The sequence below is a fragment of the Aerococcus sp. Group 1 genome (genome assembly GCF_000193205.1).
GTDB lineage: Bacteria > Bacillota > Bacilli > Lactobacillales > Aerococcaceae > Aerococcus > Aerococcus urinae_A.
This window is the reverse complement of record NC_015278.1, coordinates 1,135,983-1,162,012: the sequence shown is the minus strand read 5'-3', so window position 1 is coordinate 1,162,012 and position 26,030 is coordinate 1,135,983. Positions and strand designations below refer to the sequence as shown.

Here is a 26,030-nt window from a genome sequence, read left to right as displayed (position 1 = left end):
GGAGGTGAAGCTATGGATGGCATAATTCCTTTATGGAAGGAAAGAGGGATGACTAGTCACGATTGTGTCAATGCCTTACGTAAATTGTTAAAGACCAGACGGGTGGGCCATACCGGCACCTTGGATCCCAATGTGAGCGGCCTTTTGCCTATTTGTGTGAATAAGGCGACAAAAATGGCTAATTGGATCACTGATAAGGAAAAGGTCTATCAAGGAGAAATTACCTTAGGCTTTCAAACAGAAACAGAAGATTTGGACGGAAAAATTGTTCGCCAAACGCCTGTGAAAGAAGCTGTCGATGGACAGCTTATTCAAAAAGCTATGGATAGTATGTTAGGTACAATTACTCAAGTCCCTCCCATGTATTCGGCTGTTAAAGTTAACGGCCGAAAGTTATATGACTATGCCCGTCATGGTGAAAAGGTTGACCGCCCGAAAAGACTGGTTAATATCTATGAATTTGACCTTCTAAAGCCCTGCCGATACGATCAAGACCAGCAAGTGCAAAGTTTTAATTTCCGCGTCCGTTGTGGCAAGGGGACCTATGTGAGGACCCTTGCTTCAGACCTAGGAGAGTCACTAGGCTATGCTGCGACCATGACTGACCTTATTCGGATAGCCTCAAGCCCCTTTACCCAATCACAATGCTTTACTTTATCTGAAATTGAAGATCAAATTAGTCAAGGAAAAATGATTTTATTTTTCCCATCGATTTTTTAATCCAAGACTTAGCTCATATAGAGATTAGTGGCAAATTAGAAAAACTCGTCAGCAATGGAGCGGTTCTAAACAAAAATAATTTGGTCGAAGAATATCGAGACCAATTGCCGGTGGCTTTTTATGGCCAGCAAGGTCTCATGGCTATTTATGGACAACATCCTAGTGATGAAGAACAAATGAAACCGTTAAAAATGCTGATATAACTGATGACTTTAACAATGAGGTGTCTTATGCAAGTAATAACCATTCATCATCCCATAGATCAGAATCTTAAAAATAATGAGGGTATCGTTTTAGCTTTGGGTTTTTTTGATGGCGTCCATCGTGGCCATCAAGCAGTGATTAAAGCTGCAAGGAAGGAAGCCTTCAAACGCAAGCTTCCATTAGCAGTGATGACATTTAATATTTCACCTTTAATTGTTAATCAAGACCTTCACCCTAATCAAATGAAATACCTGACGCAAAATCAAGAAAAGATGCTTTTGCTTGAGACTTTTGGGGTAGATCGGGTTTACTTAGTTGATTATACCAGTGCCTTTTCTAATCAAAGTCCCAAAGCTTTCGTTGATAATTATCTGGTTGGCTTAAATGCTAAGGTAGTTGTTGCGGGCTTTGATTATACCTATGGTGCTAAAGCCATAGCCAATATGAAAAACTTGCCAGACTACGCTGAAGATCGCTTCAAAATTATTGAAGTCCCCGTATTGAATGAAAATAATAATAAAATTGCTTCCAAACAGATTCGCAAGGAGCTGACTGAGGGATCACTGGAAGAAGCGAACCAGGCTCTGGGCTATCCTTATTTCTTCCGTGGTTTAGTCATAAACGGCTTTAAACGAGGTCGTACCCTAGGCTTTCCAACGGCTAATATCTATACCCAGGCCAGTACTTTAATTCCCAAAGTGGGTGTTTATTTGGTTCAATGTCAGATCAACCATCAGCTATTCTGGGGGATGGCTTCCATTGGATATAATGTCACTTTTGGTGATGATAATGACAAGACCATTGAAATTAACTTGTTTGATTTTGAATCAGAAATTTATGGTGAAGAAATGCTGGTATTTTGGTACGAATATTTACGGGGTGAAAAGAAATTCTCTAGTGTAGAGGCTATGGTGGAACAGTTGAATCAAGATAAAAGTGACTGTCTAAGTCGTCTACAAAAATATGAAAATTATCAAAATTAAATTCTCTAAAAGTTGGTATCAATTTTGCCAACTTTTTTTATTTTGTCATTTTTGTATGAGGCTAGGGACCGATTCAAGGTAAACGTTGAGTCGCTAGTAAGTCATCACTGCCAGCTGTTATTACTAAGTAAGGGCTATCTTTTAACTTTATCTATGAAATCGTTTTGTTAAAGGTCAAAATAGGAATTGAATTGACTAGGAAATCCTTTGAAAAACAGTTTGACTTTTATTGACATATGCACTTAACCATGTTAGTATATAAATATGTTAGCAGAAGGAGCTGTCAAGTGCTAAAAGAGGTGATAAGATGTTAAGTAAAAGACAAATTATTATTTTAAAAGCGATTGTTGACGCCTATAGTCAAAGTGAAGAACCGATTGGCTCTAAATCGATTCTAAAACTGACTGGCCTTGAGGCAAGTTCTGCAACTATTAGAAATGATATGGCAAAACTTGAAAAACTTGATTTGATTAAAAAGATGCACTCGTCTTCCGGAAGAGTGCCAACTGAAGCCGGCTACCGCTTCTACATTAATTATATTCTTCCCAAGAACGGTGGAATTATCGATAGTGGATTAAGTGAAGCGGAAAATGAAAAGGTGAGTGAAATATTTCAATCACCTTACTTGGCTTTAGATGAAATTGTCAATCGCTCAACTGAACTATTAGCTGAGCTAACTAACTATGTGGCGATTTCTTTAGGACCCGACGCTTACCATTATCATTTAGCGGGCTTTCGCTTTGTACCGGTAACTAGCCGGCAAGTGATGCTTGTCTTAGTGACAGAAGAAGGGACAGTGGAAACGCAAATCTATCGTTTGCCAGACAGTGTATCTATGGAAGCTTTAGAGGATATGGCAAATATTATTAACCGTGATTTAATTGGTTTAAGTCTTCCTAGCGTTCTTGTACGCCTTAAAAGTAACTATATGTCCTATTTTGATGAATCAATTCGACGTTTACTTTATGAAGGAAGTATAATCGAAGATTTACTTAAAAAAATTGATGCCTCACGCGTCTTTGTTAAAGGTAAGGCAAATCTTTATAATCATCTCTATCAAAGTGATGCTTATCAACAGGTAGAGAATTTAAATCGTCTATTTGCTAATCCTAACTTATTAGATACACTCATTGATCCGGGTGATCAAGGGATTCAAGTGAAGGTAGGTAAGGATATGCAGGCTGATGGCCTCAATCGTTTATCTATTATGGCTACCAATTTTGTTGGTGGTAATAATGATCAACAAACGATTTCTGTGGCTATTCTCGGCCCAGAAAATATGTCTTACCTGCGTATGGCTCAACTATTTCAAGGTGTGAGACTACAGCTCAATCACTATATCGATTCATATTATAAAAATGATAAAGAGGAGGGGTAAACAGATGAGCAAAGTTCATGATAAGAACAATCAGGATGTTGACCCAGAAAATATACATGAAGATGAAAAGTTAGTCCAGGATAAAAACAAGGCTCAAGATTTGGAACAAAATCAAAATAATAAAGCCGATAAGGATAATGAGCCAGAAAACCTGGCTGATGATGAGAAAAATAAAACCGCAGATGAAGATAAAGAAGTCCATGAGAATGATAAAGAGAGTGAACTTCAAAGTATAAAGAAAGAACTTGAAGAAAAAAATGATCAAATTCTTCGCTTATCTGCAGAAATTAAGAATATTCAAAGAAGAAATAATAAGGAAAGACAAGATGCTGCTAAGTACCGTTCCCAACATTTAGCTGAAAAACTCTTAGGTGCAGTTGATAACTTAGAACGGGCCTTGACTATTGAAGCAGATGATGAAGCGAGTCGCAGGATGAAACGCGGCATTGAAATGGTATTGGAAAGTATTCAAAGTGCCTTTAATGATGAAGAAATAAAAACGATTGATCCTAAAGGCGAAAAGTTTGATCCTAACTTCCACCAATCTGTTTCATCTGTTCCTGCCGATGACGGTCAAGTATCAGATACTATAGTTGAAGTCTATCAAAAAGGCTATGTCATCAAAGACCGTGTCTTAAGACCAGCTATGGTAGTCGTTGCACAATAATAAAAAAGGAGATAATAAATAATGAGTAAAATTATAGGAATTGACTTAGGAACTACAAATTCTGCCGTTTCAGTATTAGAAGGTGGAGAACCAGTAATTATTACTAACCCAGAAGGCAATCGTACTTCACCCTCTGTAGTAGCTTTTAAAGATGGCGAAATTCAAGTAGGAGAAGTCGCTAAACGCCAAATGGTGACAAACCCGAATACAGTTGCTTCGATTAAACGTCATATGGGGGAATCCGGTTACAAGGTTCATGTCAATGACAAAGATTACACCCCAGAAGAAATTTCTGCTATGATCTTACAATACCTAAAAGGCTACGCTGAAGATTACTTAGGAGAAAGTGTAAGTAAAGCTGTTATTACTGTTCCAGCTTACTTTAATGACGCCCAACGTCAAGCAACCAAAGATGCTGGTAAAATTGCTGGCTTAGAAGTTGAACGGATTGTTAACGAACCTACTGCAGCTGCTTTAGCTTATGGTTTAGACAAAGATGATAAAGACGAACAAATCCTAGTCTTTGACCTAGGTGGCGGGACCTTTGACGTTTCTGTCTTAGAACTCGGTGACGGAGTCTTTGAAGTTTTATCTACTGCCGGTGATAATAAATTAGGTGGGGATGACTTTGACCAACGCATTGTGGATTACTTAGTTGAAGAATTTAAGAAGGATAATGGGATTGATCTTTCCAATGACAAAATGGCTATGCAACGTCTAAAAGATGCTGCAGAAAAAGCGAAAAAGGATTTATCCGGAGTTACCTCTACACAAATCAGCCTACCATTCATCTCTGCTGGTGAAAGTGGCCCATTACACTTAGAATTAACCTTAACTCGGGCAAAATTCAATGAACTTACTGATGACTTAGTTGACCGGACTACTAAACCTGTTCAACAAGCCTTAGCTGATGCTGATTTATCCAAGTCAGATATTGACCAAGTGATTTTAGTTGGTGGTTCTACCCGTATTCCTGCAGTGGTTGACCATGTTAAAGAATTAACTGGTCAAGACCCACACCGTGGTGTTAACCCTGATGAAGTGGTTGCTATGGGTGCTGCTATTCAAGGTGGTGTGATTACTGGTGACGTTAAAGACGTTGTCTTACTCGACGTTACGCCACTATCCTTAGGTATTGAAACCATGGGTGGAGTCTTTACCAAATTAATTGATCGGAACACGACTATCCCAACGTCTAAATCTCAAGTCTTTTCAACGGCTGCAGATAACCAACCCGCTGTAGATATCCACGTCTTACAAGGTGAACGTCCTATGGCTGCTGACAACAAGACTTTAGGTCGTTTCCAATTAACTGATATTAACCCAGCTCCTCGTGGTGTCCCTCAAATCGAAGTGAAATTTGATATTGACAAAAACGGGATCGTTAATGTTTCAGCCACAGATAAAGGCACCGGTAAGGAACAAGCGATTACCATTCAATCCAATTCTGGTTTAACCGATGAAGAAATTGACCGCATGATGAAAGATGCTGAAGCTAACGCTGAAGAAGATAACAAGCGTAAAGAAGAAGCAGAATTGAAGAATGAAGTTGAACAAATCATCCATCAAACTGAAAAAACTACTAAAGATGTTGAAGGCAAAGCGGATCAAGCAGATATTGATAAAGCCAACCAATTAAAAGACGAACTAAAGGCTGCCCAAGAAGCTGGAAATACTGATGAGATGGAAGCTAAGAAGGACGAATTAATGGAAGTTCTTCAACAATTAACGGTAAAACTTTACGAAGCAAATCAAGCAGAAGGCCAAAGTGAAAATCAAGATAATAATGATGATGGTACTGTTGAAGGTGACTTCGAGGAAGTAAATGACGATAAATAATCGACTATAGTAGGCTTGTCCCTGTCTTAAGGCAGGGACAAACTATTGTATCGAGGATAAGGGGGTAAAATATGGCTAAAGGAGATTACTATGACATTTTAGGTGTCAGTAAAGACGCCAGCCAGAAAGATATCAAGCGTGCTTACCGTAAACTAGCAAAAAAATACCATCCTGACTTAAACCATGATCCCGGTGCTGAAGAAAAATATAAAGAAGTAACGGAAGCATATGAAGTTTTAAGTGACGAAAATAAACGGAAACAATACGATCAGTTTGGTCATGCTGGTGCAAATGGTGGCTTCGGTGGCTTTGGCAATGGAAGTTATCAATCCTACTCAGGACAAGGTTTCTCTGGCTTTGAAGATATCTTCGATCAGTTCTTTGGTGGTCAAGGTGGCTTTGGTGGCTTTGGCTCATCTGCTAGTCAACGGTCTAGGACTGCACCTCGCCGTGGGGACGACTTACAATACACCATGGATTTAAGCTTTGAAGAAGCTATCTTTGGTAAGGAAGAAACGATCTCATATAAACGTGAAGAAGCTTGCCAGGTATGTGAAGGCTCTGGTGCTAAGCCGGGAACGTCCAAGAAAACTTGTCCAACCTGTAATGGCCAAGGGGTAGTTCAACAAGTAAGAAATACCCCATTTGGACAAATGGCTAGTCAAACCACCTGTAGCCAGTGTCAAGGTGAGGGTAAGATTATCGAAGACCCATGTACTAATTGCCAAGGAAGCGGTCGAGAAGAGAAGACCCATACGGTTAAAGTGAAGGTTCCAGCCGGTGTAGAAGATGGGCAATCGATTCGTCTTTCCGGACAAGGTTCAGCTGGCTACAATAAGGGGCCAGCCGGTGACCTCTATGTGGTCTTCCGGGTAGCTAAAAGCAATATCTTCCAAAGAAAAGGGTCGCAAATTAGTATTGACTTGCCTCTAAACTTTGCCCAAGCCGCTCTGGGTGATGAAGTTGAGGTTCCAACCGTTCACGGCAAAGTTAACCTTAAAATTCCTGCTGGTACACAAAGTGGCGATACCATCCGTTTACGTGGCAAAGGCGCCCCAGTCTTAAACCGTGACCGCAATGGAGATCAATTAGTAAATATTAAGATCATCACACCTAAACATCTAAATGATAAACAAAAAGCTGCTCTTCGTGATTTTGCTAAAGCATCAGGTAATAATATTACTGAAGAAGAGAAGAATTTCTTTGATAAAATTAAGGATGCCTTTTCATAAAGGCAGTCTTGCTAATTAAAACGTATTTAATCTTAATTAAAAAAACCGTGACCCTTTTGTAGTGACCCCCAAAAGTTGGACTAAGAATTCAACTTTTGGGGGTTATTTTTATGTCTAAATATTCATTAGAATTTAAACTGAATTTAGTAGGAGACTATATTGCGAAAAAAGGAAGTTATCGAACCTTAGCTAATAAAGCAGGAATAGATCCTTCTATTTTACGAAGGTGGGTTAATAACTATTATGAATTTGGTGTAGATGGTTTAAAGAAAAGGCGGACTCAACAGGTTTATACTGTTGAATTCAAATTAAATGCGATAGAATTGTATGAAAGTACGGAAATGAGTTATCGCGAATTGGCCAATTCATTAAACATGAATAATCCAAGTCTAATCGCTAATTGGCGAAGAGCTTATCATGAAAGAGGACTTGATGGCCTTTCCGCGAGGAAAGGAAGGCCACCTAAAGTGTCTAAAAAGAAATCACAAATCAATCAAATAAAGGATAGCAGCGAAACCAATCAGTTAAGTGAAGCAAAAATAAAGGAACTTGAACAACGGATTACGGATTTAGAAATTGAGAACAAATTTTTAAAAGGATTGAGGAGACGTGTGGCTCAAAGAGTCAAGCGAGAAAAGAAGAAATAGTGACCGAAATCACACGTCTCCATGATGAAAAATATGCTTTAAAAGATATTCTTAGCGTTTTAAAGTTTCCTAAATCGACCTACTTTTATTGGAAAAATAAAGATGAGGAAATTGATAAGGATGCCGATTTAAAAGAGGAAATGAAAGACATCAGAGAAACCCATAAGGATTATGGTTATCGAAGAATGCGAGCTGAACTGCTTTCCCGTGGTTATAAGGTCAGTAAAAACAAAGTTCAACGCCTAATGAAAATTATGGGGATACAGGTCACTAGCTATACTAGAAAGACAAGAAAATATAATTCCTACAAAGGAACGATTGGAGAGATAGCGCCAAATCGTATCAACCGGCGGTTTGATTCGACCATTCCTTATCAAAAAATAACAACAGACACAACAGAATTTAAATACTACTATGCCGATGATTCTGGGAATTATCAAACTGGAAAACTCTATTTAGATCCTTACATGGATCTATTTAATCGAGAAATTATTTCTTTTAAGATAACACATCAGCCTAATGGACAAAGCATGTTGGAGGGGCTACAAGCTGCCATTGAAGCAAGTAAATTATGTCCATACAGAAGAACCTTTCATTCTGATCAGGGCTGGGCCTATCAAATGAAAAGTTACACCCGGCTCTTGAAGGATCACCGAATTTTTCAAAGTATGTCTCGTAAAGGAAATTGCTTAGATAATTCGCCAATGGAGAATTTCTTTAGTCTACTAAAACAAGAAGTCTACTATGGTCGGACTTATCATTCCTTTGAAGAATTAGCACAAGCGATTGAAGATTTTATAATCTATTACAATGGTGAAAGAATCAAAGAAAAATTAGATTTTAGGAGTCCTATAGAATTTCGTCTTCATCACGCTTCTTTCGCCGCTTAATGATTACACATAAACTTTAAACTTATCAAGAGCCGCTACGCTCTTCCTCTTGACAAGTTTAAATTTCTGAGTAAATGTGTCGGCAAGAAATAAGCAAGAACTGTAAGCAACAAAAAAGAGCTGGCCAAAGGCCAACTCACTATATATAAAGTCCAACTTATTGGGGTCACCATATTTATTTATGGAGGTTACGGTTTTTATTTTTACTAACAACAACAGTTTTTCATGTTTTGTGTAATATATCATCTGATCACAAAGCTGCTATATGTTATAATGAAGGTTAGAATCTTTATAGATTAGATAAGGAAGTGAGCAAACGAGTGACAAAAGCAATTGATATGAATGAATTAAAAGAAAGACAGAAACGCATTAGAAATTTTTCGATTGTGGCCCATATTGACCACGGTAAATCGACTTTGGCTGACCGTATTTTGCAAATGACTGGGACGGTTTCTGACCGCGAAATGCATGATCAACTACTAGATTCAATGGATTTAGAGCAAGAACGTGGCATCACTATTAAACTAAATGCCGTTGAATTAGAGTACCAAGCAAAAGATGGCCAAGAATATATCTTCCATTTGATTGATACACCTGGACACGTCGATTTTGCCTATGAAGTATCACGGAGTCTGCAAGCCTGTGAAGGGGCGCTTTTGGTGGTTGATGCGGCTCAAGGGATTGAAGCTCAAACTTTGGCAAATGCTTATTTAGCAGTGGATAATGATTTAGAGTTAGTGCCAGTCATCAATAAGATCGATCTACCTGCAGCTAATCCTGAATATGTTAGAACTGAAATTGAGGATATTATTGGTATTGATGCCAGCGAGGCAGTCTTGTGTAGTGCTAAGACTGGGATTGGTATTGAGGAAATCCTGGAACAAATTGTGACTAAAATACCTGCTCCCCAAGGGGATATCGAAGCGCCTCTCCAGGCACTGATTTTCGACTCCGTCTATGATTCTTATCGGGGAGTCGTTCTTAGTGTGCGGATTGAAAACGGCATAGTAAAACCTGGTGATACCATTGAACTGATGAGTAATGGTAAGCAGTTTGATGTCACTGACTTAGGAATTATGTCGCCTCACCCCATTAGTCGGGATTATTTAATGGCAGGGGATGTTGGCTATATTACTGCAAGTATCAAGACTATCCAAGATACTAAGGTGGGTGATACTGTGACTTTAGCGGATCGTCCTGCAGCGGAAGCCTTACCTGGTTATCGTCCCATGATGCCTATGGTATATAGTGGTCTATACCCGGTAGATTCTGCTGACTATGTTGCGCTTAGAGAAGCCTTAGAAAAGCTGCAATTAAATGACGCCTCTCTAACCTTTGAGCCAGAATCTTCTCAAGCTTTAGGTTTTGGCTATCGGTGTGGTTTCTTAGGTATGCTCCATATGGATGTTACTCAAGAACGACTCGAACGTGATTTCAACCTTGATTTAATCATGACTGCACCATCGGTTATTTACCATGTTTATAAAACCGATGGGGAAATGGTAGAAGTCTCCAACCCTTCTGAAATGCCAGATAATACCCAAATTGATTGGATTGAAGAGCCTTACGTCCGTGCTGAAATTATGGTGCCTAAGGATTTTGTTGGAAATGTCATGGAACTCGCCCAACAAAAGCGAGGAAATTTTATCAACATGGAATATCTGGATGATATTCGAGTAAATATTATTTATGAAATGCCCCTGAATGAAGTGATTTTTGACTTCTTTGACCGTCTAAAATCCGGCACCAAGGGCTATGCTTCGCTTGACTATCAACTGATTGGTTATCAAAAGAGCAATTTAGTCAAACTCGATATCTTACTGAGCGGAGAACCTGTCGACGCCTTGAGTACTATCGTTCACCGTGATTTTGCCTATGATCGCGGTCGTAAACTAGCCGAAAAATTAAAAGAAGTGATTCCCCGGCAAATGTTCGAAGTGCCTGTTCAAGCAGCTATTGGCAATAAAATTATTGCCCGCACCACGATCAAGGCTTACCGAAAAGATGTTACTGCCAAGTTATACGGTGGTGACGTCACCAGAAGACAGAAGCTGTTGAAGAAACAAAAAGAAGGTAAGAAGCGCATGAAGGCAGTAGGATCTGTTGAAGTGCCTCAGGAAGCCTTCCTGGCCATCTTGGATATGGATGATGAGAAATAGAGTTAAAGAAAAAAGACTGCTTAGGCGGTCTTTTTTCACATGAAGACTTAAACTTGAGGAGGCTAAATTTTGGATTTAAAAATTATTCACACTGAAGAGGGGCCTGCTTTACTGCTGCCAAATGAAGAAATATTTAAAGAATATAGTCAATGGACTTTAAAGGAAAATAGCGATCAAGAAGATAGCTTTATTTTACTTCCTCGGGTAGATAACCCTTATCGTCATGCTTGTGATGGGGAATTTTACCTGGGAGAGGCCTGGGATGATTACGATCATAAGGAGGTGGACTGATGGCCTACCAACCACGGCAAAAAGACATTGTCTGGATTAATTTTAACCCTTCCAAGGGTCACGAAATTCAAAAACGCCGGCCAGCTTTAATTGTTTCCTCCGATGACTACAACCATGCCACCCATTTTGTTATTGTCTGCCCGATAACCAATACAAAAAGGAAACTTAAAACTCATTTAAGACTTAAGGGCTACCAAACGACAGGTCAAGTGATGACCCAGCAAATGTATTCTTTAGATGTGACTGAAGCTGGTGGAAGAGAAATTCAATACATCGAAAGAATGTCTAAGAAAGATTTCCATCTTATTAAACAACTGATTCAATATAATTTTGACTTTTAACCATTTGATTATTTTAAAGTAAGCCCTTTCCGTTAGTAAAAAGCCAATATTTATTTTATAGTAGATATAGAAGTTGAAGCGCTTAAGGAAAGGAGACTACTATGACTGTCGACAAACGTTTATATCGTGTAGTTAAAGCCAACGCTGAAAAGGGGATCCCGAAAATTTCAATATATATGCCAACCCATCGAGCTGCTCCGGAAAATCAGCAAGATCCTATCCGTTATGAAAATTTACTCAATGAAGTCAAGACTCAATTAGAGACTAATTATCACGATAGTGATTGGCAAAGGACTTTTGATCATTTGTCTAAATTAATTGATGAAAAAGTCGATTTTTGGCAAAAAATAAAGAGGGCTTGGTGATATTAGCTAGTGATCAGTTGATTGAGATCTTTAGATTACGGCAAGAGCAAGAGGAAATCGCCTATGTAGGAGATTATTTCCATTTGGTTCCCTTATTAGCTTACTATGAGGAAGCTTTTGATGTAATTTTGGCCGATATTGCTAAAGACCAAGTTCAATTATACTTAGCTGACCAGTATTCTTATGAACCGACTGAAATTGATGAAATCAAAAGTTCATTTTACGATATTTATGATGATAATGATTCCGAAAACAAGCAAACGATATCTAGGGGTCAAGGGTCTATTCATTCTAATCAAAGCAAGTCCGCCCAAGTTGAAAGAGATCGTGATAAATATTTCAGCTACCTAGATCAAGAATTTGACAAACTGGCTAAGGAAGTGGAAAGAAAAATATTATTAGCTGGAACCAAGGAGAATATAGCTGCCTTTAAAAAGGAATCTTCCTCGAAGGTTTACTTGGATACAGCGATTGAGCAGCCCATTAGCGGCGAAAGCCACCAAAGAATTAAAGAGCTTTTAGCTGAGACTCTTTCACCACTAGCTAAAGACAATGTTAAAACCATAGAAGATAATATTGAAGAGGCTAGGGGAGCTTCTCTCCTTATGGAAGAAGTTGAGGATATTCAGCTTGCCGCTAAAGAAGGGCGGATTGCTGAGCTAATAATATTCTATGGAGAGTCGTCGACTTATGCGAGTTTGATTGATGAATTAATCCATCAAACCATTATAAATGGAGGGGAGATTTCAGTTGTTCCTGCTAGCTCTGTTTCAGAGACGTCTACTTATGCCTTGTTACGTTATTAGGAGAATGAGCTTATTAATACGGACTAAGTATAAACGGATATGAAATTCTGGTGTTGACTGAGGACTTAAATTCCTCGTCGACACCATTTTTCTTGGTTAATACCGTAGCTAAAATAGGGACCTCGTTCCCTGATCGACATAGTCAAAGCTTAAGTTTTTAATTTTAAAATAGAAAATTATTTTCTTAAGGCTCAAGTTAAATTCCTATAGTATAATTTAACTACTAAGCAGTGAAATGAGGTTATAACATGTTAACGGATATCGAAATTGCACAAGCTAATAAGTCTTTACCTATTAAAGAGATTGCCAAAGAAGTCAATTTAAGCGAAGAGGATCTGATTCCTTATGGCCATGATAAGGCTAAAATTAACCATCAAGCCCTTGAAAAATTAAAAGATAATAAAAAAGGTAGGCTAATTTTAGTAACATCGATTAATCCTACCCCTGCAGGCGAAGGAAAATCTACCTTGACTATTGGCTTAGGTGATGCCCTAAGACGCTTAGATAAAAAAGCTATGATCGCCCTAAGAGAACCCTCACTGGGACCGACAATGGGATTAAAAGGCGGGGCAGCTGGTGGAGGCTATGCCCAGGTTGTACCTATGGAAGATATTAATTTGCATTTCACAGGTGACCTCCACGCGATTACCCAAGCCAATAATCTTTTATCAGCAATCATTGATAATCATATCCAACAAGGTAACCAATTAGGCATCGATAGCCGACGCATTACTTGGAAGCGGGTCATGGATATGAATGACCGGGTGCTACGCCATATTGTGGTTGGCCTGGGGAGTCCTGGTAATGGCTATGTACGCGAAGATGGTTTTGATATTACCGTTGCCTCAGAGATTATGGCAATCCTTTGCCTTTCTAGAAATCTTGATGAATTACGTCAACGCTTCGATAAAATTGTGATTGGCTATACTCGAGACCAAGAAGCGATTACAGTAAAAGATTTAGGCTGTTCTGGTGCCATGTCCTTATTAATGAAGGATGCTATTTTACCTAATTTAGTGCAAACTCTTGAACATATGCCAGCGTTGATTCATGGGGGGCCTTTTGCCAATATTGCCCACGGCTGTAATTCAGTGATTGCAACCGATACAGCTCTTCGTTTAGCAGATTATGTGATAACTGAAGCTGGCTTTGGAGCTGACTTAGGGGCCGAGAAATTTATGGATATCAAGGTTCCTATCTTAGAAAAATCTCCCGATGCCGTAGTTATCGTGGCTACTGCAAGAGCCTTAAAACATCACGGCAATCCTGATTTGGATAAAAATGCAGCTTTAGAAGATAGAGTCGAGGCAGTTAGAAAAGGCTTCGCTAACCTAGCTCGACATATTCAAATTATGAAATCCTACCAAGTCCCTGTTTTAGTAGCTATTAATCACTTTAAGGACGATGCTGATGAAGAGATTGAACTGATAAAAGAGCTCTGTCAAAAAGAGCAGGCGCCTTCTTACTTGGCAGATGTCTGGGAAAAAGGAGGCCAAGGGGCGCTTGACCTTGGTCAAGCCGTGATCGACTCCATTGATGGAGAGCAAAATACTCACTTTCAACCCCTTTATCAAGCTAATCAATTGAGCGTTGAAGAAAAAATTCAAGTAATTAATCAAAAAATATACGGCGGGGTGGGTGTTGAATATTCAGCCGAGGCTAAGAAACAATTAGCGGCTATTAAGAAAAACGGCTGGGATCACTTACCGATATGTATGGCAAAAACCCAATATTCCCTGAGTGATGATCCTAAATTGCTAGGCGCTCCAGAGAATTTCACCCTACATATTCGCGAGTTAGTTCCTAAGCTAGGGGCAGGCTTCATTGTTGCTTTGACGGGTAATGTTTTAACCATGCCAGGTTTACCTAAGCAACCAGCTGCTCTCAAGATGTCCATTGATAATCAAGGGAAGATTAATGGACTTTTCTAGTTATTCGCTGACTATGCCCAAGTCAATGAGTTGTGCTAGAATGAAACAGAAGTTAAAAGAGGAGCGATTATTTTGCAAGATTACTTAGCTAAAAATTGGAGTAAAACATATGGCATCAAGCAGTTACTTGATGATGTATCTTTTTTAATTCGTGAAGGCGACCATATTGCCTTGATCGGCCCCAATGGATCAGGGAAGTCCACCTTATTAAAAATTTTAGCCGGTAAGGATCATTTGGATAGCGGAACGATCGAGCATAGTAACGATTATTCCATCGGTTTAGTTAGTCAAAACCCGGATTTGGATGATCAGCAAAGCCTCTTTGAAGCGGTATATTCTGGAGATAGTCCCTTAGTCAAAACAGTTAAAGCCTATGAACAAGCCACACAGGCTCTGTCTCAAGATCCTAATGATGAAAAGAAACAAAGGAAATTTTCACATTGGGAAAGCGAAATGAATCGCTTAGATGCTTGGCAGTTAGATACAAATATTCAAACTATCCTTACTAAGTTGGAACTCAAGGATCTCTATCAAAAGGTAGGGCATTTAAGCGGGGGCCAAAAACGCAGGTTGGGATTGGCTAAAGTATTAATCGATGAACCTGATCTTTTATTGTTGGATGAACCGACTAACCACATGGATTTTGAAATGGTCAAGTGGCTGGAAAATTATATTAATAATTATAAAAAATCAGTGGTTATTGTTACCCATGACCGTTACTTCCTGGACACGGTAGCCCAACGGGTATTTGCCTTAGATAGAGGGAAATTGACTGAATACCAGGGAAATTATCAAGATTACTTGAATAAACGTGCCGTTGAGTTAGATGTTGAAGCCGCTAATCAAGCGAAGCAAAAAAAATTGTATAAGCAGGAGTTGGCCTGGATGCGCCAAGGGGCTAAGGCCAGATCTACCAAACAGCAGGCCCGTATTAATCGGTTTAATGATCTTAAAGAGGACTTAAATCAGCACCGGTCTCTTCAAGGTTCCGTTCAACTAGACTTTGATCAAGAACGCTTAGGGAAAAAAGTTATTTCTCTAGAAGACGTTAGTGTGGGTTATGATAGACGCCAGCCTTTACTTGAAGATATTAATTTACTAATCCAAAATCGCGACCGGATCGGTATTATTGGAGAGAATGGAGTCGGTAAGACCAGCTTATTAAATACCATTGCGGGAATACTTCCTCCTTTAAGTGGGCAGATTGAGATTGGTCCTACTGTTAAGATTGCTTATTTTCAGCAAGTGCCCACTGATTTACCAGAAGATAAGCGCCTAATTAACTATATCAGTGAAGTCGCTGATGAAATTGTTTATGATGATGGACGTAAACTGTCAGCATCGCAAATGTTAGAAACTTTTTTATTTAACCGGGAAAGTCATGGTCAATTAATTGCTAAATTGTCCGGTGGTGAAAAAAAACGTTTGTATCTTTTGCGCTTATTAATGGAACGGCCTAATGTCTTATTCCTAGATGAACCCACCAATGACTTAGATATTGATACTTTAACAGTCTTAGAGGATTATCTGGCTCAATTTCCAGGAGCGATGTTGACGGTTAGCCATGATCGCTACTTTTTAGATAAAACGGTTGATAAATTATTAATTGTTCATAAGGATAAATCTTGCCAACTATTTTTTGGAAATTTTACTGACTATGAAAGGGAGCATAAAGGAAAAACCAAAATTGGCCATTCTTCAAAACAAAGTCAAGTTCAAAAAAGTGATGATTCACATAAAAGTAATGCCTCTGAAGCTAGTCAAAGTAGTAAGAAAAGAATGACCTATAAAGAAAAGCAAGATTGGCAAGTTATTGAGAGTCAAATTGACCAGTTAGAGAGTGATATCCAAAGGATAGATAACGATATGTTAGCAAATGGATCTGACTACGGAAAGTTAGCTGAATTGCAAAAAGAAAAAGAAAGCAAAGAAAATAATTTGCTAGAAAAAATGGAATATTGGGATTATCTGAGTGAATTGAAACCTTAACTTAAGATACGAAGTTTTAAGGGAGACTCTGTGGTACTATGAAGCCTTAATATGATCATTGGAGGGAAAAGTAGTGAAGCAATATTTAGACTTGTTACAGACCATTTTAGAAAAAGGCCATGACAAGTCCGACCGTACTGGTGTTGGCACGCGTTCAATTTTTGGTTATCAGATGCGTTTTGATCTAAGAGAAGGTTTTCCGATTTTGACAACTAAAAAGGTAGCCTTTGGACTGATAAAGAGTGAACTTCTCTGGTTTTTAAGAGGAGACACTAATATTCGTTATTTATTAGAAAATAATAACCATATATGGGATGAGTGGGCCTTCGAAAACTGGGTAAACAGTGAGGACTATCAGGGCCCAGATATGACTAATTTTGGTTTACGGGCAGAAAAGGACCCAGAATTTAAAGCAGAATATTTGAAAGTTAAAGCAGACTTTTGTCAAAAGATCCTTAATGATGAAGACTTTGCTAAAAAATATGGTGAATTAGGCAATGTCTATGGCAAACAGTGGCGGGATTGGGAAACTCGTGATGGGGGCTCTATCGATCAAATTGCGAATATTCTAGAGCAGCTTAGAAATAACCCTGATTCCCGCCGGATCATCTTATCCGCCTGGAATCCAGAAGATGTCCCTAATATGGCCTTGCCTCCCTGTCATACCTTAAGTCAATTTTACGTTAATGACGGCAAGCTTTCTTGCCAACTCTATCAAAGAAGTGGCGATGTCTTTTTAGGGGTTCCTTTTAATATTGCATCCTATGCTTTATTAACCCATTTAATTGCCCGTGAAGTTGGCTTGGAAGTCGGGGACTTTGTTCATACTTTTGGTGATGTTCATATCTATAATAATCATTTCGACCAGGTAAAAGAACAATTAAGTCGTCAACCTGGTCAATTACCTCAGCTTGAAATAAAAAGTGATAAATCCATGTTTGACCTTGAAAAGGATGATATCGTATTGAATAATTATCATCCTCAGACTCCAATAAAAGCTCCAGTGGCTGTATAGATTTAGGCTGATTGAAAATGTATGGATAAAAGGAGGCTATCATGTTAATAGCTATATGGGCCCATGCGGCTAATGGCATTATAGGAAAAAATAACCAACTTCCTTGGCATATTAGCGAAGATATGAAATTTTTTAAGCAAGAAACCCTGCATAAGACAGTAGTTATGGGCCGAAAAACCTTCGAGTCGATGGGAAACCGCCCCCTAAAGGAGCGGAAAAATTACATTTTGACCCGAAAGAAAAGCTTACCGGGGGTTAATGCTGATAATAAGGATCAGGTTCAAATCATTAACCAGATGGATGAGATTATCGAGCTAGCTAAAGCAGAGGATGTTATGGTTATCGGAGGAGCAGAAATTTACCGCTTATTCTGGCCGTATTTAGATGAGCTTCGCATTACTAATATCGCTGAAAATGTTGAAGGGGATACTAGCTTTAATCCTGATCTGAGCCAATTTAGACGCTATGCGACTGTTGACCAAGATCTTAATAGCAAATCGAAATATCATTACCAGTTTGAATTTTGGGAAAGAAAGAAATGAGACTAGGGAGGTTCTACGGTGGAGAATAAAAAGAAGCAAAGAAATCCATGGAAAATTGCATTTTTAAGCTTGCTTACCTTTTTGGCGCTCTTATTTGCTTCTGCTTATTTTTATATCTATCAAAATAGTCAAGTAAACACATACCAGGATAAAATCCAAGTAAATCGGCCCAAGAGTTCTGACCAGGCAATGGTTCCAGTTAAATTAACGATGACCCTTGACCACCTGGTCCGTCTTCTCAACCAAGAAGACCTGTCTTTTCTTTTGGAAAATAATCAGGACGCGATCGTTATAAAAGGGAAAATTCAGCTTTTAAACCAATCCCTTGCTTACACCTTAACTACTCGCCCTGAGGTCCATTCCAGTGGCAATCTTAGTTTGAAAGTAGTTAATTTCTCAATACTATCCTTAGATCTTCCTTTAAATCTCTTTTTACCCATTCTTTCCAAGATAATGCCTAGTGACTTGCCTTTAGCTGTTGATACTGAATCAGAATCGATCATTATTTCTATAAAAGAACTACTAGCAAAGGAAGGCATTGCTTTTGAGGTTGAAGCAATCGATTTGACTAATGATCAAATTGTTTTACAATTAGGTGTTCCTGAACAGAAAATTAGCCAAATCTTAGACCAGTTGGGAGAGAGAAATTAAAGTGAAGCCATTTTATCAATATATTCAAAAACACCGCAATAGTAGTGGGACAAGTCAAGATTCCAAGAGCCAATTGGCTGAATTAATCTATCTTGATGGGGATTTTCCTAAAACTGCTACTGATTTTACTAGTATTAGTGATTATATTGAGTTAAATAGTCGCTACTCTCAGTGGGTTTCTCAATTTGATGAATTGTGGCAAGCTTATCTCAACAATGACTAATGACTAGGAAGTGAAAATATGACGGATGAAAATAAAAACAAGCAGATAATCAAGAAAATAATGAAGTAAAAAAAACTGAAGATGGCCAAGCTTCCCATGCTTCAAAATCTCAAGCAGACTCTGAAATAAAAGAGAAAATTTTGCAAGGGCAGGAAGAAAATTCTGAAAAGGCAAACGCTGAAGGTCAATTTAACCCTAAATCATCTTGGACGCGATTTTTATCAACCTTATTAGCTATCGCTCTAACAGCTTTAATGACTTTCTTTGTCACTAATTATCTGACCACAGGACGATTACCTTGGCAAATTCACGCTCAAAATACCATGTCTACTCAGGAAATTAGTAAACTACAAAAAACATTTTCATTAATTACTGATGGCTACATTGGTGATGTGAACCGTGAAAAATTAATTGAAGGTGCCTTAAAAGGAATGACAGAAGCCGTTGATGACCCCTATACGACTTACTTGCATGGCGATGAATCTTCTCAATTAGACCAAACCATTGAGGCTAATTTTGAAGGTATTGGCGCCCAAATTACAGTAAGGGATAATCAAATTGTAGTCATTAGCCCCATTAAGGGTAGCCCAGCTGAAAAGGCAGGCATACAAACCGACGACATCATTAAAAGTGTTAATGGTGAATCTTTGGAAGGGAAAAATGCCCAAGAAGCGGCTAATATGATCCGAGGAGAAGCGGGAAGCCAAGTCCAACTAGTGATTGAACGCGGTGGCGACCAACAAGAGCTGTCCTTAACTCGAGCAGAAATTCCCTTGCAGACGGTCTATAGTCATCAAATTGAAGGCCATCCCGAAATTGGTCTCATTCAAATTTCTTCTTTCTCTGAACCTACCGCTAAAGATGTTCAGGAAACGGTCAAAAGCATGCGTGAAGAAGGTGTTAAATCCTTTATCTTCGATGTTCGTGGCAATCCTGGGGGCTTACTCAGTTCAGCAATTCAAATTTCAAATTACTTCTTAGCCGACGGAGATACTATTGTTCAAATTGAAGATAGCCAGGGCAATCGGAAGAAAATTCAAGCCGATAAAAGCAAGATGGGAGACTTTAAAATTGATGAACCCAGTGTCATCTTGATTGATAGGGGGAGTGCAAGTGCCTCTGAGATTCTAGCAGGTGCCTTACAGCAATCTGCCCATATTCCAGTCATTGGCAGTCAAAGTTTTGGTAAGGGTACCGTACAAACAGTGGTCAAATTGGATGATAAGGACCAATTAAAAATAACTTATGCTCATTGGTTAACTCCTGATGGGTCTTGGATCCATAAGCAAGGTATTAGCCCAGATATCGAAGCCAAACTCCCTGATTATTCAGAACTTTCCTTAGTTGATGGCAGTCAAAATTACCAATTAGGGGAAGAATCTGATAAAATAAAAAATATCCAAGCGCAACTTGCCTTATTAGGCTATCTGGAATCTGATCAAGTACAAGGGAAATTTGATGAACAGACTCAGACAGCCCTGGGGGCTTTCCAAGCAGATCATGAGCTTGAAAAAACTGGTCAAGTGAATGATGAAACTGCGCAAGCCTTAACTCGTGCGTTAAGAGATTATATTTTAGCCCACGATACCCAAAAAGATAAAGCTGTTGACTATTTACTTGAGCATGCACAATAGAAGAAGGTTTTAGATTGATGAAGAAATTTCTTAGTGGTATTGGAGAAATCATTATTATTGTAGCGGTTGCCCTCTTACTCTATCTAGGGATTCGCCATTTCATCGGTTTTCAATTTACTGTTAGAGGGGCCTCTATGAATCCCACAACGGAGGATGGCCAGCATCTCATCGTTAGCCGCCTGGGGGATGTGGATCGTTTTGATATCGTTGTATTAGATGCTCCGGATAATAGCGGGGATAAATATATCAAAAGAGTTATAGGTATGCCAGGAGACAAGGTGGAATATCGTGATAATCAATTATATATTAATGACCAAGCGTACGATGAGCCTTATCTCAATGAATTAAAAGCCGAAAATCCCGGAAAATTAGTGACTGAAAATTTTACTATTGAAAAAGTTCCCGAAGATTCCTATTTTGTAATGGGAGATAATCGACCAGTTTCAAAGGACAGCCGTGCTTTTGGGCCAGTAGCTGGTGATCTCATTTACGGAGAAGTCAATTGGAGGATTTGGCCTTTTGATGAAGCCGGCCGAATTGAGTAATAGAATAATCGAATGGATGAGAAGGCAGTTTCAAAGATGTAGCTGCCTTTTCTTATGAGGAAGGTGAAGAAAATGAGCACAATACAATGGTTTCCTGGCCACATGGCCAAGGCTAAAAGACAAGTTCAAGAACAATTAAAGAGTGTGGATTGGGTAGTAGAAATTCGTGATGCCCGTATTCCCATAGCCAGTAAAAATCCTTTGATTGATCAAATTATTCAACAGAAAAAGCGTTTAATAGTCTTAAATAAAGCTGATTTAGCTGATCCGAATCAAAATAAACTGTGGCTAAATCACTTAAGAAATAAAGATACCGATGCCATTGCTATCGATAGTAAAAATAATAAAGAAATAAAGAAGCTCCGCCACTACCTCTTGGAAGTGACTGGTGGTGAGCGGCAAAAATGGCTAGACAAGGGCATGAAACAAAAAACGATACGTTTAATGGTACTAGGGATTCCTAACGTGGGTAAGTCAACTCTGATTAATCAACTGACCCATAAGAAATCAGCAAAAGTAGGAAATCGCCCAGGTGTTACTAAAGGACAGCAATGGGTACAAATTGATAAAGACTTTTCCTTATTGGATACCCCTGGCATCCTCTGGCCTAAATTTGAAGACCCACTGGTGGGGATGAATCTCGCTCTGACAGGGGCTATTAAAGACACCCATTACTATAGTGATGACATTGCCCTTTATGCCATGCAATTTATGATGGATTATTATATGGAAGACTTTTGTCAGTTCTTCAATTTATCAGAAGAGGAAGCCCAACCGCCATACCCTGAATTGATGATGTCATTAACAAATAAAATGGGAATGAAGGATGATTATGAACGCTTTAGTGATTGGCTAATTCGTGAATTTCGTAGTGGAAAAATTGCCCCAATGACTCTTGATCGTTATGAAGATTATCGACTGGATCAAACTGAGGAAGGATCAGCTGATGACTAAAGATAAGCTAACCGTACAAGCGATAAAAGACTACCTGAAACAGGACCTATCAGCCATTGAAACCGACTTAGTGGCTAGCTGGCGCTTAGACCAGCGACAGGGAGTTATTAAGGCTATTAACCAGTACGACCGGCGCTTAGCCAAGGAGTCAGAGCGACAAGAACATATACGCTATATGAACCAAATTGAAGCTGACTTACATGCTAAGGGCTTTCAATATATTGCCGGTGTAGATGAGGTCGGGCGTGGTCCCTTAGCTGGGCCAGTGGTCACAGCGGCAGTCATTTTAAAGCCTAAGCGGCCCCTGTTTGATTTGCGTGATTCTAAACAACTTAGTCAAGTCCAACGGCAAAACTTAATTCCTTTGATTAAAGAGAATAGTGTCGCTATAGCTATTGATGTCCAAGACAATGAGGCCATTGATCGCTACAATATTTTAAATGCCACCAAACGCTCAATGATGAATAGTATAAAGAAATTAAGTCCGCAAGCAGAATATGTTTTAATTGATGCTGTCGATCTTTCTTTAAATATCCCTCATAGTAGTCTAATTAAGGGGGATGACCGGGTAAGCGCAATCGCTGCTGCTAGCATTATCGCTAAAGAATATCGTGACCAAATCATGCGTGACTATGCTAAACGATATCCAGCTTATGGCTTCGACCGCAATGTCGGTTATGGGACCAAGGAACATCTTAAAGCAATAGAGACTTATGGCCCCTGTCCCATCCATCGGAAAAGCTTTGCACCAATTAAGAATTATTTCTAATGAAATTGTCATCCTTTTACGGCTGAATAGGCTATGAAAGGGTGGTTATATGTATGATGAAAGGAATTATCAAGGTGCTAGGCAAGTACTCATTCATTTAACGGAGTCTGCCATAGTGGGCTATGAGGACCGAGTCCAGGTGTTTAAAGGCCTATTAGAGAATCCTGATTATCAAGGGGTGCTGAGACATTATTTAAACGGAAGAAAATATTATCCAAAACTTCTTCGCTTTTTGAGTCATAGACCTTGGTCTTTTTATCAAAACTATTATGAAAAAGAGAAAATTTTCCCCATCACTTACTTTGATCCTCAATACCCAGACCTTTTAAAAGAAAGTCATAAGCCGCCTTTGGTTTTATTTTGTCAAGGCAATATTGACTGGTTAAAAGCTGACTGTTTATCTATAGTTGGGGCGAGAGATTGCAGTAACTATGCCCAAAAAGTTATTGATAAGCTGATGCCAAATCTTGTTAACTCTTTAGTTATCGTTAGCGGTTTGGCTCGTGGCGTTGACAGCCTAGCCCACCGCTCCAGTATTCAAAATTCAGGAAGAACCATCGCTGTGATAGGGACCGGTCTAGCTAAGTGTTACCCTAAAGAACACCGCGCTTTGCAAGATTTTATTGCTAAAAATCACCTGCTGGTTTCTCCACTGCCTAGTTTTACCGGGGTAAAAAAGTGGCATTTCCCTTATCGAAATGAAGTGATTGCGGGACTGTCCAGAGCCACCTGGGTTGTTGAAGCTAAGAAAAAATCGGGCAGTTTAATTACTGCTAACTATGCCTTACAAGCCAATCGTGAGGTTTTGGCTACTCCAGGTAATATTTTTAGTGTCCGTTCCCAAGGCACTAATGCTTTAATTCAGGCAGGAGCCAAACTGATTAGCGAAGCGGATGATATCTTAGAGACTTATCGTTATCCTTCTTTTATTTAATAGCTAAAAATCTTATATTTGACAAGGTTAAAAAATTCGCCTATGATATGAAGCGTTTAAATCTCCCAAGAAGAGAGGAGCATATTATTGGCTACAAAAAGAAAGAAAACACCTAAAAAAGATTTAGTGATTGTCGAATCACCAACGAAAGCAAAAACGATTGAGAAATACTTAGGACGTAAATATAAAGTGGTGGCAAGTAAGGGCCACTTACGTGATCTTCCTAAAAGTAAAATGGGAATAGATATCGAAAATAATTATGATCCCCATTATATTACAATTCGTGGTAAGGGAGATACGATCAAAGATCTTAAAAAAGAGGCTAAAAAAGCAAATAATATCTACTTAGCTTCTGACCCGGACCGGGAAGGAGAAGCGATTGCTTGGCACTTAGCCCATATTTTAAAATTAGATCCCAAAGAAGATATCCGGGTCACTTATAATGAAATTACCAAGGATACGGTTAAAGAAGCGATCAACAATCCACGCGCCATCGATAAGGACTTGGTGGACGCTCAGCAGGCTAGACGGATCTTAGACCGCTTGGTGGGCTATAACTTGTCCCCAATTTTATGGGCTAAGGTTAAGAAGGGCTTATCCGCTGGGCGGGTACAATCTGTTGCCTTAAAAATGGTCGTTGACCGCGAAGATGAAATCCGTAACTTTGTGCCTGAAGAATATTGGAGCATTGAAGGCGTATTCCAAAAAGGAAAAGAAACTTTCAAGGCCAATGCTTCCAAATATAAGGGTAAAAAAATTGATCTAAAAAATGAAGATGATGTTAAAGCCTTAATGGCTAACCTCAGCAGTGATCAATTCGAAGTTCAAAATTTGACCAAAAAGCAAAGAAAACGGAATCCGCAAAAGCCATTTACAACTTCTTCCCTCCAACAAGAAGCTTCCAAACGCTTACGCTTTAGAACGCGAAAGACGATGATGGTTGCACAACAGTTATATGAAGGGATTAAATTAGGCAGTGAAGGGACAGTGGGTTTAATTACCTACATGCGTACTGATTCCACCCGGATCTCTGAGGGTGCTAAACAAGAAGCTGGCCAATTTATCCAAGAAAAATACGGTAAAGAATATATCGGTAAGGGGACTAGCGGGGCCAGCGGACAAGGTGCCCAAGATGCCCATGAGGCTATTCGACCGACTTCTGCCTTTCGTCATCCCGATAGCGTTGAAGCTTATCTCAGTAAAGACCAGTTCAAGCTATATAGTCTTATCTGGTCTCGCTTTATGGCTAGCGAAATGGCACCAGCTGTCTATGATACGGTGGCCTGTGATCTGGTTCAAAATGATGTGAGCTTTAGGGCAAATGGATCAAAAATTAAATTTACTGGTTACCTTAGAGTTTATCCGGATAATAATGAAAAGGATAATCTCTTGCCAGAACTAGAAAACGGTGAAAAGGTAAAGAGTAAAGAATTAACTCCTAACCAACATTTTACCCAACCACCAGCTCGTTATACTGAAGCGAGCTTAATTAAGACTCTAGAAGAATTAGGGGTTGGTCGTCCTTCTACTTACTCACCAACTTTAGAAACCCTGATTAAGCGCTACTATGTTAAATTAGAAGCTAGACGCTTTGAACCTACTGAATTAGGTGAGATTGTTAATAGTTTAATTTCTGAATTTTTCCCTGATATCGTTGATCCACAATTTACCGCTAACTTGGAAGATGAATTAGACCATGTGGAAGACGGCAATAAGAATTGGATAGACGTCGTTGATGCTTTCTATCAACCTTTTAGTAAGGATATTGAAAAAGCTGACCAAGAAATGGAAAAAATCGAAATTAAAGACGAACCAGCAGGCTTTGATTGTGACGTCTGTGGTCATCCAATGGTTATTAAATTAGGACGTTATGGGAAGTTTTATGCATGTAGTAATTTCCCTGATTGCCGTAATACTAAGGCCATTGTTAAAGAAATTGGCGTGAATTGTCCAACCTGTAAGGAGGGACAAGTGGTCGAACGGAAATCGAAGAAAAAACGGATCTTTTACGGTTGTTCCCGTTATCCTGATTGTGATTTTGTTTCCTGGGATAAACCGGTGGGGCGGTCCTGTCCTAAATGTGACCATTACTTGGTTGAAAAGAAAAAACGCGGCTCTAAACAAGTGATTTGTAGCAATTGTGACTATAAAGAAGATGTCCAAAAAGGCGATGATTGAAGCTTTTGCTGACAGAATACGAAACCTGATAATCAAATAAGATTACAGGTTTTTTATTTTCACTCAGCAAAAGGTAAATTAACTTCATAAATGTTTTGAAAATTCCGACAATTACTTGAAAAAAGGCCCTTAATATGGTAGAT

General features: G+C 39.1%; 24 protein-coding genes. All 24 read left to right on the top strand.

Translation table 11 applies throughout. The annotated features are described in order from the left end of the window. Positions 1 to 12 precede the first annotated feature (12 nt). The 24 genes from truB to topA all read left to right on the top strand — a co-directional run bounded on the left by truB (position 13) and on the right by topA (position 25,887). Complete coding sequence (gene truB / locus HMPREF9243_RS05370; RefSeq protein ID WP_231286945.1) at positions 13 to 720, top strand: tRNA pseudouridine(55) synthase TruB; 708 nt, start codon at positions 13 to 15, stop codon at positions 718 to 720. A gap of 230 nt (positions 721 to 950) precedes the next feature. After that, on the top strand, positions 951 to 1,907 hold the full coding sequence (ribF, locus tag HMPREF9243_RS05365) for a riboflavin biosynthesis protein RibF (RefSeq protein ID WP_013669069.1): 957 nt from the start codon (positions 951 to 953) through the stop codon (positions 1,905 to 1,907). A gap of 307 nt (positions 1,908 to 2,214) precedes the next feature. Next, the gene (hrcA, locus tag HMPREF9243_RS05360) at positions 2,215 to 3,285 is read left to right on the top strand and encodes a heat-inducible transcriptional repressor HrcA (RefSeq protein ID WP_013669798.1); all 1,071 of its coding nucleotides are present in this window, start codon (positions 2,215 to 2,217) and stop codon (positions 3,283 to 3,285) included. A 4-nt stretch (positions 3,286 to 3,289) separates the two neighbouring features. Then, entirely contained in the window at positions 3,290 to 3,952 is a 663-nt protein-coding gene (grpE, locus tag HMPREF9243_RS05355; protein ID WP_013668838.1) for a nucleotide exchange factor GrpE, read from the top strand. 21 nt (positions 3,953 to 3,973) lie between these two features. Beyond that, a complete protein-coding gene (gene dnaK / locus HMPREF9243_RS05350; protein WP_013669794.1) occupies positions 3,974 to 5,791 on the top strand; it encodes a molecular chaperone DnaK in 1,818 nt (605 codons plus the stop codon). Between the two features lie 71 nt (positions 5,792 to 5,862). Continuing rightward, a complete protein-coding gene (gene dnaJ / locus HMPREF9243_RS05345; RefSeq protein ID WP_013669474.1) occupies positions 5,863 to 7,023 on the top strand; it encodes a molecular chaperone DnaJ in 1,161 nt (386 codons plus the stop codon). Positions 7,024 to 7,133: 110 nt separating this feature from the next. Next, a protein-coding gene (locus tag HMPREF9243_RS10295; protein WP_101560582.1) for an IS3 family transposase occupies positions 7,134 to 8,560 on the top strand; the annotation gives its coding sequence in 2 pieces (ribosomal slippage) (positions 7,134 to 7,644 and positions 7,644 to 8,560; 1,428 coding nt in all). 338 nt (positions 8,561 to 8,898) lie between these two features. Beyond that, positions 8,899 to 10,719, top strand: a complete 1,821-nt coding sequence (gene lepA / locus HMPREF9243_RS05325; protein ID WP_196793349.1) for a translation elongation factor 4 — start codon at positions 8,899 to 8,901, stop codon at positions 10,717 to 10,719. A 69-nt stretch (positions 10,720 to 10,788) separates the two neighbouring features. After that, positions 10,789 to 11,010, top strand: a complete 222-nt coding sequence (locus HMPREF9243_RS05320; RefSeq protein WP_013669547.1) for an AbrB family transcriptional regulator — start codon at positions 10,789 to 10,791, stop codon at positions 11,008 to 11,010. Then, the gene (locus HMPREF9243_RS05315; protein ID WP_013669240.1) at positions 11,010 to 11,351 is read left to right on the top strand and encodes a type II toxin-antitoxin system PemK/MazF family toxin; all 342 of its coding nucleotides are present in this window, start codon (positions 11,010 to 11,012) and stop codon (positions 11,349 to 11,351) included. Before HMPREF9243_RS05320 ends, HMPREF9243_RS05315 begins: the two co-directional genes overlap by 1 nt. A gap of 101 nt (positions 11,352 to 11,452) precedes the next feature. Further along, positions 11,453 to 11,716 (top strand): hypothetical protein, encoded by a 264-nt coding sequence (locus HMPREF9243_RS05310; RefSeq protein ID WP_041706097.1) that lies wholly within the window; start codon positions 11,453 to 11,455, stop codon positions 11,714 to 11,716. Further along, positions 11,689 to 12,522 carry a hypothetical protein gene (locus HMPREF9243_RS05305; RefSeq protein WP_196793319.1) on the top strand — a complete coding sequence of 278 codons (834 nt, stop codon included), beginning with the start codon at positions 11,689 to 11,691 and terminating at the stop codon, positions 12,520 to 12,522. Before HMPREF9243_RS05310 ends, HMPREF9243_RS05305 begins: the two co-directional genes overlap by 28 nt. A gap of 248 nt (positions 12,523 to 12,770) precedes the next feature. Continuing rightward, complete coding sequence (locus HMPREF9243_RS05300; protein ID WP_013668973.1) at positions 12,771 to 14,453, top strand: formate--tetrahydrofolate ligase; 1,683 nt, start codon at positions 12,771 to 12,773, stop codon at positions 14,451 to 14,453. 72 nt (positions 14,454 to 14,525) lie between these two features. After that, positions 14,526 to 16,442 carry an ABC-F family ATP-binding cassette domain-containing protein gene (locus tag HMPREF9243_RS05295; protein ID WP_013670057.1) on the top strand — a complete coding sequence of 639 codons (1,917 nt, stop codon included), beginning with the start codon at positions 14,526 to 14,528 and terminating at the stop codon, positions 16,440 to 16,442. A 73-nt stretch (positions 16,443 to 16,515) separates the two neighbouring features. Continuing rightward, positions 16,516 to 17,457, top strand: a complete 942-nt coding sequence (locus HMPREF9243_RS05290) for a thymidylate synthase (protein ID WP_013669103.1) — start codon at positions 16,516 to 16,518, stop codon at positions 17,455 to 17,457. 41 nt (positions 17,458 to 17,498) lie between these two features. After that, entirely contained in the window at positions 17,499 to 17,999 is a 501-nt protein-coding gene (locus HMPREF9243_RS05285; protein ID WP_013669394.1) for a dihydrofolate reductase, read from the top strand. 18 nt (positions 18,000 to 18,017) lie between these two features. Then, on the top strand, positions 18,018 to 18,650 hold the full coding sequence (locus HMPREF9243_RS05280; RefSeq protein WP_013670130.1) for a DUF2140 family protein: 633 nt from the start codon (positions 18,018 to 18,020) through the stop codon (positions 18,648 to 18,650). Between the two features lies 1 nt (position 18,651). Further along, the gene (locus HMPREF9243_RS05275) at positions 18,652 to 18,873 is read left to right on the top strand and encodes a YozE family protein (RefSeq protein ID WP_013669591.1); all 222 of its coding nucleotides are present in this window, start codon (positions 18,652 to 18,654) and stop codon (positions 18,871 to 18,873) included. Between the two features lie 140 nt (positions 18,874 to 19,013). Further along, positions 19,014 to 20,507, top strand: coding sequence for a S41 family peptidase (locus HMPREF9243_RS05270; RefSeq protein WP_013668699.1), 1,494 nt, complete (start codon positions 19,014 to 19,016; stop codon positions 20,505 to 20,507). A 17-nt stretch (positions 20,508 to 20,524) separates the two neighbouring features. Next, positions 20,525 to 21,052 carry a signal peptidase I gene (lepB, locus tag HMPREF9243_RS05265; protein WP_013669657.1) on the top strand — a complete coding sequence of 176 codons (528 nt, stop codon included), beginning with the start codon at positions 20,525 to 20,527 and terminating at the stop codon, positions 21,050 to 21,052. 72 nt (positions 21,053 to 21,124) lie between these two features. Then, a complete protein-coding gene (ylqF, locus tag HMPREF9243_RS05260) occupies positions 21,125 to 22,006 on the top strand; it encodes a ribosome biogenesis GTPase YlqF (RefSeq protein ID WP_013668765.1) in 882 nt (293 codons plus the stop codon). Beyond that, complete coding sequence (locus tag HMPREF9243_RS05255; RefSeq protein WP_013669473.1) at positions 21,999 to 22,775, top strand: ribonuclease HII; 777 nt, start codon at positions 21,999 to 22,001, stop codon at positions 22,773 to 22,775. The genes ylqF and HMPREF9243_RS05255 overlap by 8 nt, the downstream gene beginning before the upstream one ends. A 49-nt stretch (positions 22,776 to 22,824) precedes the next feature. Next, complete coding sequence (gene dprA / locus HMPREF9243_RS05250) at positions 22,825 to 23,709, top strand: DNA-processing protein DprA (protein ID WP_013670085.1); 885 nt, start codon at positions 22,825 to 22,827, stop codon at positions 23,707 to 23,709. A gap of 87 nt (positions 23,710 to 23,796) precedes the next feature. Beyond that, positions 23,797 to 25,887 carry a type I DNA topoisomerase gene (topA, locus tag HMPREF9243_RS05245; RefSeq protein WP_013669135.1) on the top strand — a complete coding sequence of 697 codons (2,091 nt, stop codon included), beginning with the start codon at positions 23,797 to 23,799 and terminating at the stop codon, positions 25,885 to 25,887. The last annotated feature ends 143 nt before the right edge of the window (positions 25,888 to 26,030 follow it).

What these genes read in the sequence shown, in the direction of transcription:
- truB (WP_231286945.1), top strand. Translation starts at nt 13, where the DNA reads ATGGATGGCATAATTCCTTTATGGAAGGAAAGAGGGATGACTAGTCAC.
- ribF (WP_013669069.1), top strand. Translation starts at nt 951, where the DNA reads ATGCAAGTAATAACCATTCATCATCCCATAGATCAGAATCTTAAAAAT.
- hrcA (WP_013669798.1), top strand. Translation starts at nt 2,215, where the DNA reads ATGTTAAGTAAAAGACAAATTATTATTTTAAAAGCGATTGTTGACGCC.
- grpE (WP_013668838.1), top strand. Translation starts at nt 3,290, where the DNA reads ATGAGCAAAGTTCATGATAAGAACAATCAGGATGTTGACCCAGAAAAT.
- dnaK (WP_013669794.1), top strand. Translation starts at nt 3,974, where the DNA reads ATGAGTAAAATTATAGGAATTGACTTAGGAACTACAAATTCTGCCGTT.
- dnaJ (WP_013669474.1), top strand. Translation starts at nt 5,863, where the DNA reads ATGGCTAAAGGAGATTACTATGACATTTTAGGTGTCAGTAAAGACGCC.
- lepA (WP_196793349.1), top strand. Translation starts at nt 8,899, where the DNA reads ATGAATGAATTAAAAGAAAGACAGAAACGCATTAGAAATTTTTCGATT.
- HMPREF9243_RS05315 (WP_013669240.1), top strand. Translation starts at nt 11,010, where the DNA reads ATGGCCTACCAACCACGGCAAAAAGACATTGTCTGGATTAATTTTAAC.
- HMPREF9243_RS05310 (WP_041706097.1), top strand. Translation starts at nt 11,453, where the DNA reads ATGACTGTCGACAAACGTTTATATCGTGTAGTTAAAGCCAACGCTGAA.
- HMPREF9243_RS05300 (WP_013668973.1), top strand. Translation starts at nt 12,771, where the DNA reads ATGTTAACGGATATCGAAATTGCACAAGCTAATAAGTCTTTACCTATT.
- HMPREF9243_RS05285 (WP_013669394.1), top strand. Translation starts at nt 17,499, where the DNA reads ATGTTAATAGCTATATGGGCCCATGCGGCTAATGGCATTATAGGAAAA.
- lepB (WP_013669657.1), top strand. Translation starts at nt 20,525, where the DNA reads ATGAAGAAATTTCTTAGTGGTATTGGAGAAATCATTATTATTGTAGCG.
- ylqF (WP_013668765.1), top strand. Translation starts at nt 21,125, where the DNA reads ATGAGCACAATACAATGGTTTCCTGGCCACATGGCCAAGGCTAAAAGA.
- HMPREF9243_RS05255 (WP_013669473.1), top strand. Translation starts at nt 21,999, where the DNA reads ATGACTAAAGATAAGCTAACCGTACAAGCGATAAAAGACTACCTGAAA.
- dprA (WP_013670085.1), top strand. Translation starts at nt 22,825, where the DNA reads ATGTATGATGAAAGGAATTATCAAGGTGCTAGGCAAGTACTCATTCAT.